Genomic DNA, 13,189 nt, shown 5'->3' with positions numbered 1-13,189 from the left:
CCTGATCCGGCTCGCTATGGGGGGTTTGGGGGTTCGTTAAAAAGGGACGCGCAATCAATGCTCGAGAGAGTCGTACTCTTCGGCGATGCGCTTCTGTTTCAGATCCTGAGTCGTGGGCCCGACGGGGGATTTGCGAACGAAGTTCGTGGTCGGCGAAACTCGCTGTTCCGCTTCGACAACACCCATCAGTTTACGGCCTTGCTCGTTGATTTCTTCATTCCAGGCGCGCTCAGATTTCGGCATTCCGGCGTTTCCGCGCAGTTCCTTACGGAGTTCTTTTTGCGAGTCGATTCCCTCTTGAATCAGGGCATTGAAATCCTCGCGTTCCGTTTTCACCAAGTTGCTTGTGCCCGCGAAAGCCGAAAGGCTCAGGCTCGTCATCAGCATCAGGGTCATCAGAGAGTATTTCATGTTCAACCTCGCTTCTGACCTTCACTAGAGCACCCGTTGTGCCCGCGAGAACGAATACAAACGTCGCCCAGCGCCCGAAATCGAGGCGGTGCCACGGAAGGGACGACGAGGGCTGAGCGGGTGTCAAAAGTATCGACAGGGCGAGGGGCGTTTAAAACGAGTTTCCCACCCGCCGGATGCGGGGATGGCCCTCGAGGCTCCTCGGCAGGCTGCCCCCGACCAGGATCAATGGGGCTTCGATCCCTTCGACGGAACTTAAGCGCACGTCGCACACGAGGTGGGGGGATTGAAGGCTTCTCAGTCGACGGATTTTCGCATCCTGGCCCCCGCCCACCAGGGCGACGAAGCGGGCGCGCAGGTTTTCCAGATCACCCAGGCGCTTCACGCGCAGCAGAAGGGGCGCCCTTTGCGTGAAATTGCGGATGGTGGCGCCCGGGCTCGCGTCGATGGTCAGATGGGTCGCCTCGCGCAGGTCGGCGCACAGCTCGATCAAACGCTCATCGGAAAGCGCCATCAGACTTCCGCGCGGGAGGACTCGCTTTTCGGATTTCAGGTGAAGGGCCAGCTCGCCCGGCGCGGCTTCTCCTTCGGGCAGATGGGCCGTCGGCAGGGCCTCTGAAGAAGACTGCGTGGCGACCCGCGCCCGCGAGGGCTCGATTTCGCGGCTGGCGGCGAACGTGAACAGGATCTCGCGGTTGTCTTTCGTGACGGGATCCAAAGCGACGGGGACCTCCGCGGGAGCCGCGACGAGCTCGCGCCGCAGTGTCTGGGCGCCTTTTTCGATTTCGTCCTCACCGAGATCGTCCGCGTTTTTCCCGTCGGCCACCGCGGCGCTCTCGAAAGCCGAAGAATCCCAATCGGGAAGGCTTGCGGGCGTGACCGCGTCGACCACGTCCCACGCGCCGACACCGGGAAGACTCCAGACGATCAGCATGAGTAAAGTGAGGAAAAGACGGATTTTCAGCATCGCGGTGAGAGTTGCAAGCCGGGCTCCCTCTCAGCTCGAAATGAGGCCCCGAGGCCTGCGCCCGACTGCCGAAACTTCCGTCACCCTGCCGTTCTGTGGCAATCCGGCTTCGTTGACCTGAGGAGCAATCCGCAGCAGCATCGAGGGATGTCGCTGAAAGTCCTGTTCCCCAGTCAAATCTATACGGCGCCGGCGTTGAATCCACGCTCGAAGCTCGCGCGCGAACTCCTTGAAGAGGCCGAGCTTTTGGCCGCGAAAGACCGCGCGGGGCGCGACTGGTCCAGCCGGAACTACCAACGCGGCTACACCAGTTACGGCTCACTTGATCAGCTGCACCGGTTTTCGAGCAGCTTCGATGAACTCAAAAAACAACTGGACCCCCATATTCCGAAGTTCCTGAAGGCTTTGGGACTGCAAGTTCCCGCACGCGAGATCCAGCTCTCGCGGATGTGGGTCAACGTGATGGGTGAAGGCTGCAGCCACCCCATGCATCTTCATCCACTCAGCGTGATCAGCGGAACCTTCTATTTGCAAACGCCGAAAGAGGGCGCGGCCATTCGCTTCGAAGATCCGCGCTTGGATCAATTCATGGCGCGGCCCCTTGCCAAAGCCGTCACCGGACAGTCCTCGGCCTATCATTACGCGCACAAACCCAAAGCGGGCGAGATCATCCTTTTCGAGAGCTGGATGAAACACGAAGTTCCCGCCCACGCCGCGAAAACCAAGCGCATCAGCGTGTCTTTCAATTATGACTGGATGAACGCGTGATTCTCGACGTGAAGGGGCTGCGACAGGACTATCCCGCGCGGACGCTCTTTCACGGTTTGGAATTCACGTTGAAGGCCGGCGAATTCGTGACCCTGATCGGTCCTTCGGGTTGCGGCAAATCGACGCTGCTTCGTTTGGTCGCGGGACTGGAAGCGCCCACGCAAGGACAGATCCGTCGCGAAGTCGCCGATCCCGCCATCGTCTTTCAAGAACCGCGACTTCTTCCCTGGCTGAACGTCGCCGAAAACGTCCTCCTTCCGGGGAAACTGCGCGGCGGCCGACTCCCCGACCTTGACCCGCTTTTGCAAAGCCTGCGTCTGGAGCCTTCGGTCAAGACACTCTTTCCCCATGAGCTTTCGGGCGGCATGAAGATGCGCGTGGCGATCGCGCGCGCGGTCCTTCACCATCAAGACGCCCGACCGGGCCTTCTTTTGATGGACGAGCCTTTCGGCGCGCTCGACGAGCAGATCCGCGCCCGCCTGCAAGATGAGTTGAACCAATTGCGCCTGGACCGGCCGGAGCTCGCTTTTCTTTTCGTGAGTCACTCCCTCACCGAGGCCGTTTTGCTCTCAGATCGAATCCTGATGTTGAATGCCCGCGGCGAAATGGATCATGAGTGGGTTCGGCCCGCCGATCTTCCCCACGGTCCCGCGGCGCGAGAGTCGACCTTGGGATTCGCGCAGACCCGGGCATTGTCCAAGCTCTTCAAAGAGCGGAGCGCTTCATGAGCCGCACGCTCGAACGAGTTCTGCCGCCGGTCTTGATGCTGGCCCTTCTCCTTTTTCTGTTTCAGGTGAATACCTGGCTGGGACTTGTGCCCGAGTATCTGCTGCCCTCGCCGGCCCAGGTCGCGGCCGCCTTCGGGCAGGAGGATGTCGGATTCGGCTCGGCGTTTCTTGAAAGCCTGACCAACGCGATGACGGGATTTGCGATGAGCGTCGCTCTTGGCGTCAGCATCGCGCTTCTTCTGTCTTTCAGTCCGCGGCTCGAGCGCGCGTTTCTGCCGGTTTCGGTTTTCTTCCAAACGGTCCCGATCATCGCGATCGCGCCGCTGCTCGTGATCTGGTTCGGTTTCGGTGCTCCGACCGTGCGCGCTTCGGCGTTCGTGGTCTCGTTCTTTCCGATCTTGGCCGGGACGCTGGCGGGCCTGTCCTCGGCGCCGCCGACGCGGCTTGAGCTTTTCCGCGCGCTGAAAGCCACGCGTCTGCAGACGCTGTGGCACCTCAAAATTCCGCAGGCGTTACCGGCTTTTTTCACCGGGCTTGAGATCGCGGTGGGCCTTGCGGTCATCGGCGCCGTGGTCGGCGAATTTGTCGCGGGGTCGGGGCTGGGAAGTCTGATCGACGTCGCACGGACCCAGCAGCGCGTGGACCTCGTGTTCGCGGCCGTTCTTCTCATCACGCTGATGGGCGTCGCCGTTCTGGGCGCGGTCAAAACCCTGAAATGGATGTTGTTTCGCTACCGTCCCTTCGCTTTGGCGACGGAAGACTCGTAAAGGAGTTCACATGCGCGTTTTCACTTTTCTGATTCCCTTTCTCGCGGCGGTTCTGAGCTCTCTGGTCGTTTCGGCGGCCCCTTTACGTTTGGCGCTGAACTGGAAACCCGAGCCCCAATTCGGCGGGTTTTACGCGGCCGAACCTCATTTTAAAGCGGCAAAACTGAATGTCGAAATTTTGCCCGGCGGAAGCGGCACACCCACCGCGCAGATGCTCCCGGCGGGGCAAGCCGATTACGCGATCGTGAGCGCCGACGAGCTGGTTTTGGCTTGGGATCGGGGTTCAAAAGAGGTGATCGCCGTGTTCGCGGCGTTTCAGACAAATCCGCAGGGGATCATGTTTCGAACAAACAAAAATTATGATTCAATCGACGCTCTTTTGAAAGACAAAGACTCCACTCTTCTTTGGCAGGCGGGGCTTCCCTACGCGATGTATCTGCAAAAGAAATTCGGTAAACCTTTGGCGAAAACCGCCCCCTATCCCGGCGGGATCACCAATTTCATCGGCGATCCGAAGATCAATCAGCAGTGTTTCGTGACGTCAGAACCGCTCACCGCGAAGAAGTCTTCGCTCGACGTGCGAACCTTCCTGATCGCCGACGCCGGTTACAACCCCTATACGACCGTTCTGGTGACCACCAAAAAACGTCTGCAAGAAAATCCCGCGGAAGTGAGGGCAGTCGTCGCGGCCGTACGCCAGGGCTGGGCGGACTATGTGAAAGATCCGGCCGCCACCAACGCCCGTATGACGAAACTGAATCCCGCCATGGACCTCGTCACGATGAATGACAGCGCACACGCGCAGCTGGACTTAGTGCAGACGGCGGAAACGAAGACCCACGGCCTCGGCGTGATGACGGAATCTCGCTGGCAGACGCTTGCGGATCAGCTTTTCGAGCTCAAATTGGTGAAAACGAAAGTGCCCGCGAAGGATCTTTTCTCGACGCTGTCAAAATAGTCCCAAGAGCTCCTTTTCTGGGACGATTTTGCGGTCCGGGAGAAGTCGTCCCCGCGAACCCATCTTGCAAGAAGTTGATTTGGACGGAGGAAAACACGCATGAAAATAGCCGCACCCCGACAACGCCCCGGTCGACTTCTGAAGATGGCCCTCGTCCTCGCCTCGGCCCTTTTACTCATGGGCGCGGGCTGTTCACGTTTGGATCTGGCTCTGCGCTGGGCCGACACCTTCGTCATGTACTCCGTCACCGACTATTTCGAACTGAGTTCGGTACAAAAAACCGAAGCGCGCCAAGAGTTCAACACCGCGCTCGGTGAATTGCGCCGTGAGGACTTTCCGAAACTCTCGGCCGAGCTGCGCCGGCTCGCGGATCTGGCCGACCAAAACGCGTTCACGGCGGAAAACGTGGAAGAGCATCTCAAACTTCTGCAGGACGGTTTTCTGGCCGCCGGCCGACGTTTCGAACCGATGGCGCAAAAACTCATCCAGGATCAGGTCGCCGTGAACTTCAAACAGTTCGATACGGAAGTGATGAAGAAATACGAAAAGGATTTGAAGCGCGCGCAAGACCCCGCGCAGGCGCGATCTAAAATGAAAAACCGCGCCGAGGACATCGTCGACGACACGATCGAATACCTGACGCCCGCGCAGAAAGAGGCTTTCAAAGGCTGGGTCCAGCAGACGACACCACCGCAAGTCCAACAGGTCGAAAATCGCCGAATCGTCCTTGATAAATTCAAAGCCGTGCGCGCCGACGAGGCCGCCCGCAGAAAATTCGTGCATGACTTCTTCCACAACTGGGAAAGCCTGCAGGGCGCGGAGTACCTGACCGCCCGGGCCGAATACCAAAAGAAAATCCGCGATTTCGTCATCCAGATCGCGACTTCCCTTGAGGAAAAACAGCGAAAAAATCTGAGCGAAAAACTGCGCGCCCGCGCGGGTGAACTGGACCGTCTCGCGAGCGCGAAATAACCGCCTTTCCGCGCCCGACGAATCAGTGGCATCGCGCCCCCGTTGCGGTTAAACTAGTTGAAGGAGGGGCCGCATGCGGGGGATCACACTCACGATTTTTGTGCTCGGCCTGATCGCGCCCCCGACCTTCGCCGAAGACCTCCGTCAACGCTGCTCCCCCGTCGATCTGAAGAAAACCCTGGGCCCCGTGCGTGACCAAGACAACCTCGACTGGTGCTACGCCTTCACGGCGGCGGACGTTTTATCCCAAGCCCTGCGCCAAGAGAAAAAGGGCGTCCTGGGGCTGACGAAAGACGGCTTTTCCCGCAACGACGTCTCGCCGATCCAGATGGCGCACGAGGTTCAGAAAAAACACCCCTCCCGCAACCTCGTCGACTCGCAGAGTTTCGCCGGCGGCAGCGTCGCCGAGGCGCTGAAGTCCGCGTTGTCGCGCGGTCAGATCTGTACGGATCAAGAGATGGACTCCCGCGGCGGATCGAACTCACCGGGCCTTCGCCGATTGCAAGAGCGCGCGGACACCGAACGCGACGAAAGCGCGGACTCGCTCACGACCTTCAATCGCAAACTCTCCGAAGACGAGATCAAACGTTACTGCCGACGCGCGATCGACGAATTCGCGATCACCTCGGTGAAAGATCCCGTACGCTCACGCTACAATCAGAAAAAACGCCCCGCCGCGGAAGAGGCCAAGGTGAACCAGCAGATGCGCGAGGCCCTGGACTCAGCCCTCAACCAAGGACGCATCGCGGGCATCGGTTACGACAGCTTCTTCAAGAAGCCGGCGGGCGCACACGCCAGCTCCATCATCGGTCGTCGCATCATCAACGGCGAATGCCACTACCGCATCCGCAACTCCTGGGGGCTTTCGTGCAAGGGCTACGACGCCCCTTACGACAAGCAATGCCAGATGGGCGAGATCTGGGTAAAAGAAAAAGAGCTTCTGCCCCACGTCTTCAGCGTCGACTACATCCCGGCCTCGGATCCGCGCGCCCGCGAGTGGCAACGCACCACGGATGAAGTGAACGACAAAACTTACGGACGAGACTGAAACACGTCACGGCTTCGCCGTCGGCTGATCCCCGTAACGGCTTCGCCGTCGACGCATTCCACGTCATCGCTTCGCGATGGACGCATCCCCTACGACGGACCTCTGAGGATCTGGGTGAGTTCTTCGCGAAGCCCTGCGGGGACGACGAGCCATTCGGGCGGCATTTCTTCGACGAGCTTCTCCCAGGCGCCCTTCACCATCGGATGAGCGCGGGGCTTATCGTGCAGATCTTTCAGCAGATTCAGTTGCTTCAGGATGATCGTGCGGGTGGGCTTATAAAAGCCGTTTTTATCCGTCCCGCCGTTGTGGATCTCGTCCGAGGCTTCCACACGCTCGATCAGGGCTTTGAAGTAGTCGCGCAAGGTCGTAGGTTCGCTCACCCCGACACTTTAACCTGAAAACTCACTGAGAAGCCCTTGACGACGCACCGCGCCTCAATTAGAACGCGGACCCTATGTTCCAAATTCATCTCAATGAAATTCCTGATGACGGCCGCGAGTGGCAGCTGACGCGCCAAAGCGGCGAGCTCAACCAGATCCTTGGCGATTTGATCCAAGATTCCAGCTATCTGGCGGAATTCATGATCCGCCCTTTGGACGCCGGGACCTATGAGCTGACCGGCACGATCAAAACAACCCTGCCCGAGGACTGCTCGCGCTGCGGCCTGGACTTCAAATGGCCCGTGAATGAGCGTTTCCGCGAACTCCTGATCCCCGAGATCCCGCCGGAGCGGAACTCGCAGTACGCGAAGGCCAATCACATTTCGGATCATAACAACGAAGGCCCTTCCGTCGCGGAATACCAAGGGAACACCTTCCAAATGGGCGATTACCTGCATGAAATCGTGGCACTTTCCATTCCCGCGGTTCCGGCTCCTCCCGTGCAAAAAGACGGGAAATGCGCGACCTGCTTGCTTGACGTGCGTGGGAAGTCTTTCAGCTACGACGAGCCCATGGAAAGCCGAGAGAACCCTTTTGCGATCCTCGGTAGATTGAAGAATTGACTTGATTTTTTAAGGTTCGCGTCGGTACATTGCGACCTCTCGTTTAACAAGGAAAGTGCTATGCCTACACCCAAGAAGAAAACCTCGCGCTCGCGCCGTGATATGCGCCGTAGCCACGATGGTCTGACCTCTGCCGCTCGTGCCATTGATCCCAAGACCAAAGAGTTGGTTCGCCCTCACCGTGCATCGAAAGGTGCGGATGGCGCTTACTACTACAACGGCAAACAGATCAGCGCCGGCAAAGAGTAGTCGTTTCCTGATTCACAGCACGGACTCAGCAACTTTACGGTCGTAGTGCAAGCTACGGCCGTCAATGAGGACACGGAATGACGCCCACTTACCGGACCCGCATCGCCGGCACCGGCTCTTATCTTCCCGAGAAAATCCTGTCGAATCAGGACCTCGAAAAACTCGTGGATACCAACGATCAGTGGATCCGCGAACGCACCGGTATTGAACGTCGCCATATTGCGGCCGACGATCAAGCCACCACCGACCTCGCTTACATCGCCACCCAACGCGCTCTCGAAGCGGCCGGCAAAAAAGCCACCGACATCGAGATGATCATCTTCTGTACCGTCACGGGTGATCAGGTCATGCCGTCGTCGGCGTGCGTGCTGCAACACAAGCTCGGTTGCCCCGCGATCCCCGCCTTCGACCTGTCGGCGGCGTGCTCGGGCTTCGTCTACGGGATGTCCGTCGCCGATCAGTTCATCCGCTCGGGAATGTATAAAACCATTCTCGTCATCGGCGCGGAAATCATTCACCGCTACGTGAACTACAAAGACCGCGAGACCTGCATCCTCTTCGGTGACGCCGCCGGCGCCTTCATCGTCGAGCGCGCGCCCGCGAACGATCCCAATATCCTCTACAGCTCGCATTTGAAGGCGGAAGGCTCGCTCGGCGATCTCTTCGTCCTGCCCGCGGGCGGCTCGAAAATTCCGTTCTCGCAAGACGTCCTCGATCGCGGCGATCAGTACCTGCGCATGAAGGGCCGCGAGATTTTCAAGAACGCGGTTCGCACGATGTCGGGCGTCTGCCAGGAAGCGCTTGAGCACAACAAGCTCGCGCTGACCGACGTGGACTGGCTCGTCCCGCACCAAGCCAACGCGCGCATCATGGAAGCGGTCGCGAACCATTTCGACTTCCCCACGGATCGCGTGATTTCCATCGTCCATGAGATGGGGAACACCTCGGCCGCGACGGTTCCCGTGGCGTTCGACACCGCCGTCCGCGACGGCCGCATCCAGCGGGGGCAGACGATTCTGTTGACCGCCTTCGGCGCGGGACTGACCGCCGGAAGCCTACTTCTTAAATACTAAATCTGAACGAAGGCCGGGGCGACTCGGCCTTTTGCGTGGGAGAGGATCACGATGTTCGCCTTTTTGTATCCCGGTCAGGGAAGCCAGCAGCCCGGTATGGGCCAGTTCCTTTTTGAAAATTTCAAGATCGCCCAGACCACCTTCGAAGAAGCTTCGGACGCGATCAAAATCGACATGAAAAAACTCTGCTTTCACGGCAGCGTGGAAGAGCTCGCGATGACCGAGAACACGCAGCCCGCGCTCCTGACCGTTTCGACGGCCACGACCCGCGTGATCACGTCCGAATTCGGCGCGAAAGCGCGGATCGGCGCGGGCCACTCGATCGGGGAATACGGCGCCCTCGTCGCGGCCGGAGTCATCGAATTCGCGCCCGCGGTGAAGGCCGTACGGACGCGCGGCCAGGCCATGCAATCCGCCGTTCCCGTGGGTCAAGGCGGTATGGTCGCGGTGATGGGCCTCAGCGAATCCCAGGTGATTCAGCTGTGCTCTTATGTCGAAAAAGAGTCGGGTTTCACCCCGCTGAGCCCCGCGAACTACAATAGCCCCGGTCAGATCGTGATCTCGGGCTCGATGAAAGCCATCGAATGGATGAGGGCCAACGCCAAAGCCGAAAATATTTGGCCGACCGAAACCCCGCGCCTGAAGCTCATCCCCTTGAACGTCTCGGCGCCTTTTCACTGCGCCATGATGAAGCCGGCGGAAGACGAAATGCGTAAGGTGCTGAGCGACATGCCGTTCCAGCTTCCCGCCTTCCAGATCATCCAGAACTTCACTGCGGCCGTGGAAACCCATCCAGAGGCCCTTCGCGAGAACTTGATCCGCCAGGTTTCAGGCCCCGTGAAATGGATGCAAAGCATGGAGTTGCTTAAAAAACAGGGCGTTTCCCAATGCTTAGAATTGGGGACTGGCAAGGTGCTTCAAGGGCTCCTCAAAAAAATTGACTCCGAGTTCTTCCAAGTCTTGAATGCCAACTCTTTGGAAGACTTGAAAATGATTGAAAAAATCGCGAAGCCGCAAGGCGCGATTTAAAGAGCCCGCAAGGCTCAATTTAAAAAGCCTGCAAGGCTCAATTTGAGGTCGAGCTCTAGTATGACAAATGCGAATTCATCACAGGGTCTACTGACGGGACAAAAGGTGCTGGTCACCGGCGGAAGCCGTGGCATCGGCGCCGCCATCGCCCGTGAGCTCGCTCGCGAAGGCGCGAGCGTCGCGATCACTTATGTGTCGCGTGAAGATGCGGCGCAAGCGGTCCTCAAAGATCTTCCGGGTTCAGGCCATCTGGCGCTGAAGATGGACGTGGGACAAGAGGCCTCGGTCGATGAAGGCATCGACCAACTCCTGAAGACCTGGGGCCAGATCGACGGCATCGTGAACAATGCGGGCGTCACCAAAGACGGTCTTCTTTTGCGCATGAAAACCGAAGACTTTGATAACGTCGTCCAGACGAACCTCAAAGGAACTTTCCTGGTCACGCGCGCGGCGCTGAAGCCCATGCTGAAAGCCCGCAAAGGTTCGATCGTGAATATCACTAGCGTGATCGGTCAGACCGGCAACGCGGGCCAGGCGAACTATGCGGCCTCCAAAGGCGGCACCGTCGCATTCTCGAAGTCGGCGGCAGCCGAAGTCGCTTCGCGCGGCATCCGCGTGAACTGCGTGGCGCCGGGTTTCATCAATACGGAAATGACCGGAGTCCTCACCGACGATCAGAAAAAGATGATCCTCAGCGAAATTCCGCTGGGTCGGATCGCCGAGGCGAAAGAGGTCGCGCAAGCGGTCGCCTTCCTGCTGTCGGACCGGGCGAGTTACATCACGGGTCATACGCTGTCGGTCAACGGCGGCATGTTCATGGAATAGGGATTTAAGTAACAGAACTCAAAACTGACTGACAAGTTTTGGTCAGAAAGGAAATTTGCAATGGAAATCGAAACCGGAGGTTCTAAAGTGGCTATCAATCCGAAAGTGAAAGACATCATCGTTGAGCAGTTGGGCGTGGATCCCGAGAAAGTGAAGACTGAAGCTTCCTTCATCGACGATCTGGGCGCAGACAGCCTCGATATCGTCGAGCTCGTCATGGCGATGGAAGAGGAATTCGACCTCGAAATCCCCGACGAAGAAGCTGAAAAACTCCGGACCGTCGGTGACGTCACTGGCTTCCTCGAGAAAAAAGGCAAACTCCAGTAATTCTGGATTTGGTTTTCGATCTCGATCGGAAATTGAACTCACGCCCCTGACCGGACCTCTTCACGGAGCGCGGTCCGGGGCGCTCGTTTTTTCAGAGGTCATCAATTGGATGACTTCGAAAAAGACGTTGGTTCGTCTCAAAGATTACGTACGCCACCATTAAAAGAGGTTCTGCATGAAGCTGACTCGTGGTTCTCGTGAAATTCGTCGTGTGGTCGTCACCGGCATCGGCGCCGTGACCCCACTGGGACTCAGCATGGAAGAAACCTGGCAGAATCTTTTGCGCGGCCAAAGCGGCATCGCGCCGATCACCAAATTCGACACGACTTTGTACGATACGAAGTTCGCGGGCGAAGTGAAGAACTTCAATGCTGACGCCTTCATCCCTAAAAAAGAACAAAAGAAAATGGATACCTTCATCCAGTACGCCGTCGCCGCGACCAAAATGGCGCTCGACGACGCGAAGCTGGAGCTCACCGAAGAGGTGAAAAATACGACCGGCACCTTCATCGGCGTCGGCATGGGCGGTCTGCCGTTCATCGAAGAGCAGTTCGCGAAAATCACCGAAAAAGGCCCCAGCCGGATTTCGCCGTTCTTCATTCCCGCAGTCATCACCAATATGGCTTCGGGTCAGGTCTCGATCCTTTTCGGTCTGCGCGGCACGAGCTATTCGATCACCTCGGCCTGCGCGACCGGCGCACACTCCATCGGCGAAGCCTACAATGCGATTCGTTACGGACAAAACGACGTCATGATCGCGGGCGGCGCCGAGGCGACCGTCTGCCCGATGGCCATCGGCGGCTTCGGCGCGATGCGCGCGCTGTCCACTCGCAATGACGATCCCACTCACGCCAGCCGTCCGATGGACAAAGACCGCGACGGTTTCGTCCTGTCTGAAGGCTGCGCGATCATGGTTTTGGAATCCATGGAGCACGCGGTAAAACGCGGCGCCCGCATCTTGGCGGAAGTTTCCGGTTACGGAGCGACGGCCGATGCGTACCATATGACTTCGCCCGCTCCTTGCGGAGAAGGCGGACAGCGGTCCGTCATGGCGGCGCTGAAGGATTCGGGCCTGAAGCCGTCGGACATTCAGTACGTGAATCCCCACGCGACCTCGACGCCTTTGGGCGATGAACTGGAAACGCAGGCCCTCAAGGCGGTCTTCGGCGACCACGCCAAAAAACTTTGGGTGAACGCGACGAAATCCATGATCGGCCACACGCTCGGCGCGGCGGGCGCGATCGAAGGCGCCATTTGCGTGAAGGTACTTGAGCACCAACTTTCGCCCCCGACCATCAATCTTGTGAACCCGTCGGAAGGTTGCGATCTGGACTACGTCACCGGCGAAGCGCGCACGGGCAAGATCACGCACGTTCTGAATAACTCTTTCGGCTTCGGCGGAACCAACGCGAGCCTTATTTTTTCGAAGGTGGACGCATGATCCGCAAAGTTTATCTGGCCGCCGATCATGGTGGTTACGACCTGAAAGAAAAAATCAAACGCCACCTGATCCTCGCCTCGGCAGAGCTCAAAATCCAAATTGAGGATTTGGGACCGCACGACACGGCTTCGGTCGACTATCCCGACTATGCCGATCAAGTCTGCCGGAAGATTCACGGCTTTCAGCTCGTGAGTTCGGGTGGCGAACCGGCAAGTCCGATTCCGCTGCCCGCGGAAATGGGCTTTCTGATTTGCGGCTCTGGCCAGGGGATGGCGATGCGCGCGAACAAATATCCGCACATCCGCGCGGCCCTTTGCTGGAATGAAGAATCGACGACCCTTTCACGTGAACACAATGACGCCAACATTCTGTGTTTGGGGGGACGCCTCCTCGATCACGACCTGGCTCTGAAGATGGTGAATCTTTTTGTCACGACGGCTTTTGCCGGGGGTCGCCATCAACGCCGGGTCGAGAAGGTTTCGGCGCCGGTCGGTACGCCTTAAACTCACAATACTTATGTTCCAATGAACTCCACGATTGACGCCCCCACCGGCTTTTGCCAGCGTGGGGGTTCTCGTTTTTGCGCCGAAGCCGAAGATGGCTCTCTGGCCCGCCACAGGAGG

General features: G+C 58.5%; 17 protein-coding genes. 14 read left to right on the top strand and 3 right to left on the bottom strand.

All coding sequences use genetic code 11. The features are described from left to right. Positions 1-54 precede the first annotated feature (54 nt). Both KF767_15995 and KF767_15990 read right to left on the bottom strand, forming a co-directional pair. Positions 55-411 (bottom strand): hypothetical protein, encoded by a 357-nt coding sequence (locus KF767_15995; protein ID MBX3019389.1) that lies wholly within the window; start codon positions 409-411, stop codon positions 55-57. Between the two features lie 151 nt (positions 412-562). Further along, a complete protein-coding gene (locus tag KF767_15990) occupies positions 563-1,378 on the bottom strand; it encodes a hypothetical protein (GenBank protein ID MBX3019388.1) in 816 nt (271 codons plus the stop codon). Between the two features lie 147 nt (positions 1,379-1,525). Between KF767_15990 and KF767_15985 the strand changes: the two genes are divergently transcribed. The 6 genes from KF767_15985 to KF767_15960 all read left to right on the top strand — a co-directional run bounded on the left by KF767_15985 (position 1,526) and on the right by KF767_15960 (position 6,619). Continuing rightward, positions 1,526-2,146 (top strand): hypothetical protein, encoded by a 621-nt coding sequence (locus KF767_15985; protein ID MBX3019387.1) that lies wholly within the window; start codon positions 1,526-1,528, stop codon positions 2,144-2,146. After that, the gene (locus KF767_15980; protein ID MBX3019386.1) at positions 2,143-2,874 is read left to right on the top strand and encodes an ABC transporter ATP-binding protein; all 732 of its coding nucleotides are present in this window, start codon (positions 2,143-2,145) and stop codon (positions 2,872-2,874) included. The genes KF767_15985 and KF767_15980 overlap by 4 nt, the downstream gene beginning before the upstream one ends. Next, on the top strand, positions 2,871-3,641 hold the full coding sequence (locus tag KF767_15975; GenBank protein MBX3019385.1) for an ABC transporter permease: 771 nt from the start codon (positions 2,871-2,873) through the stop codon (positions 3,639-3,641). Before KF767_15980 ends, KF767_15975 begins: the two co-directional genes overlap by 4 nt. 10 nt (positions 3,642-3,651) lie before the next feature. Continuing rightward, on the top strand, positions 3,652-4,599 hold the full coding sequence (locus KF767_15970) for an ABC transporter substrate-binding protein (GenBank protein MBX3019384.1): 948 nt from the start codon (positions 3,652-3,654) through the stop codon (positions 4,597-4,599). A 99-nt stretch (positions 4,600-4,698) separates the two neighbouring features. Beyond that, complete coding sequence (locus tag KF767_15965; GenBank protein MBX3019383.1) at positions 4,699-5,571, top strand: hypothetical protein; 873 nt, start codon at positions 4,699-4,701, stop codon at positions 5,569-5,571. 73 nt (positions 5,572-5,644) lie between these two features. Further along, positions 5,645-6,619 (top strand): hypothetical protein, encoded by a 975-nt coding sequence (locus KF767_15960; GenBank protein MBX3019382.1) that lies wholly within the window; start codon positions 5,645-5,647, stop codon positions 6,617-6,619. A gap of 89 nt (positions 6,620-6,708) precedes the next feature. Here the strand turns inward: KF767_15960 and KF767_15955 are convergent, their stop codons facing one another. Further along, complete coding sequence (locus tag KF767_15955) at positions 6,709-6,999, bottom strand: hypothetical protein (protein ID MBX3019381.1); 291 nt, start codon at positions 6,997-6,999, stop codon at positions 6,709-6,711. Positions 7,000-7,073: 74 nt separating this feature from the next. Here KF767_15955 and KF767_15950 point away from each other — a divergent pair, with 74 nt between their 5' ends. The 8 genes from KF767_15950 to KF767_15915 all read left to right on the top strand — a co-directional run bounded on the left by KF767_15950 (position 7,074) and on the right by KF767_15915 (position 13,069). Continuing rightward, positions 7,074-7,622 (top strand): DUF177 domain-containing protein, encoded by a 549-nt coding sequence (locus KF767_15950; protein ID MBX3019380.1) that lies wholly within the window; start codon positions 7,074-7,076, stop codon positions 7,620-7,622. Positions 7,623-7,682: 60 nt separating this feature from the next. Then, a complete protein-coding gene (rpmF, locus tag KF767_15945; GenBank protein ID MBX3019379.1) occupies positions 7,683-7,871 on the top strand; it encodes a 50S ribosomal protein L32 in 189 nt (62 codons plus the stop codon). A 77-nt stretch (positions 7,872-7,948) separates the two neighbouring features. After that, positions 7,949-8,944, top strand: a complete 996-nt coding sequence (locus KF767_15940) for a ketoacyl-ACP synthase III (protein MBX3019378.1) — start codon at positions 7,949-7,951, stop codon at positions 8,942-8,944. Positions 8,945-8,995: 51 nt separating this feature from the next. Next, a complete protein-coding gene (fabD, locus tag KF767_15935) occupies positions 8,996-9,973 on the top strand; it encodes an ACP S-malonyltransferase (GenBank protein MBX3019377.1) in 978 nt (325 codons plus the stop codon). Positions 9,974-10,033: 60 nt separating this feature from the next. Then, on the top strand, positions 10,034-10,798 hold the full coding sequence (gene fabG / locus KF767_15930; GenBank protein MBX3019376.1) for a 3-oxoacyl-[acyl-carrier-protein] reductase: 765 nt from the start codon (positions 10,034-10,036) through the stop codon (positions 10,796-10,798). 60 nt (positions 10,799-10,858) lie between these two features. Further along, the gene (locus KF767_15925; GenBank protein MBX3019375.1) at positions 10,859-11,125 is read left to right on the top strand and encodes an acyl carrier protein; all 267 of its coding nucleotides are present in this window, start codon (positions 10,859-10,861) and stop codon (positions 11,123-11,125) included. A 175-nt stretch (positions 11,126-11,300) separates the two neighbouring features. Further along, positions 11,301-12,566, top strand: a complete 1,266-nt coding sequence (fabF, locus tag KF767_15920) for a beta-ketoacyl-ACP synthase II (protein ID MBX3019374.1) — start codon at positions 11,301-11,303, stop codon at positions 12,564-12,566. After that, positions 12,563-13,069, top strand: a complete 507-nt coding sequence (locus KF767_15915) for an RpiB/LacA/LacB family sugar-phosphate isomerase (protein ID MBX3019373.1) — start codon at positions 12,563-12,565, stop codon at positions 13,067-13,069. Before fabF ends, KF767_15915 begins: the two co-directional genes overlap by 4 nt. The last annotated feature ends 120 nt before the right edge of the window (positions 13,070-13,189 follow it).

Source organism: Pseudobdellovibrionaceae bacterium (assembly GCA_019637875.1).
In the GTDB taxonomy this organism is placed as follows: domain Bacteria; phylum Bdellovibrionota; class Bdellovibrionia; order Bdellovibrionales; family Bdellovibrionaceae; genus JAHBUW01.
The sequence above is the reverse complement of the archived record's forward strand: the minus strand, read 5'-3'. Positions and strand labels throughout refer to the sequence as shown.

What these genes read in the sequence shown, in the direction of transcription:
- KF767_15995 (MBX3019389.1), bottom strand. Translation starts at nt 411, where the DNA reads ATGAAATACTCTCTGATGACCCTGATGCTGATGACGAGCCTGAGCCTT.
- KF767_15990 (MBX3019388.1), bottom strand. Translation starts at nt 1,378, where the DNA reads ATGCTGAAAATCCGTCTTTTCCTCACTTTACTCATGCTGATCGTCTGG.
- KF767_15985 (MBX3019387.1), top strand. Translation starts at nt 1,526, where the DNA reads ATGTCGCTGAAAGTCCTGTTCCCCAGTCAAATCTATACGGCGCCGGCG.
- KF767_15975 (MBX3019385.1), top strand. Translation starts at nt 2,871, where the DNA reads ATGAGCCGCACGCTCGAACGAGTTCTGCCGCCGGTCTTGATGCTGGCC.
- KF767_15970 (MBX3019384.1), top strand. Translation starts at nt 3,652, where the DNA reads ATGCGCGTTTTCACTTTTCTGATTCCCTTTCTCGCGGCGGTTCTGAGC.
- KF767_15965 (MBX3019383.1), top strand. Translation starts at nt 4,699, where the DNA reads ATGAAAATAGCCGCACCCCGACAACGCCCCGGTCGACTTCTGAAGATG.
- KF767_15960 (MBX3019382.1), top strand. Translation starts at nt 5,645, where the DNA reads ATGCGGGGGATCACACTCACGATTTTTGTGCTCGGCCTGATCGCGCCC.
- KF767_15950 (MBX3019380.1), top strand. Translation starts at nt 7,074, where the DNA reads ATGTTCCAAATTCATCTCAATGAAATTCCTGATGACGGCCGCGAGTGG.
- rpmF (MBX3019379.1), top strand. Translation starts at nt 7,683, where the DNA reads ATGCCTACACCCAAGAAGAAAACCTCGCGCTCGCGCCGTGATATGCGC.
- KF767_15940 (MBX3019378.1), top strand. Translation starts at nt 7,949, where the DNA reads ATGACGCCCACTTACCGGACCCGCATCGCCGGCACCGGCTCTTATCTT.
- fabD (MBX3019377.1), top strand. Translation starts at nt 8,996, where the DNA reads ATGTTCGCCTTTTTGTATCCCGGTCAGGGAAGCCAGCAGCCCGGTATG.
- fabG (MBX3019376.1), top strand. Translation starts at nt 10,034, where the DNA reads ATGACAAATGCGAATTCATCACAGGGTCTACTGACGGGACAAAAGGTG.
- KF767_15925 (MBX3019375.1), top strand. Translation starts at nt 10,859, where the DNA reads ATGGAAATCGAAACCGGAGGTTCTAAAGTGGCTATCAATCCGAAAGTG.
- fabF (MBX3019374.1), top strand. Translation starts at nt 11,301, where the DNA reads ATGAAGCTGACTCGTGGTTCTCGTGAAATTCGTCGTGTGGTCGTCACC.
- KF767_15915 (MBX3019373.1), top strand. Translation starts at nt 12,563, where the DNA reads ATGATCCGCAAAGTTTATCTGGCCGCCGATCATGGTGGTTACGACCTG.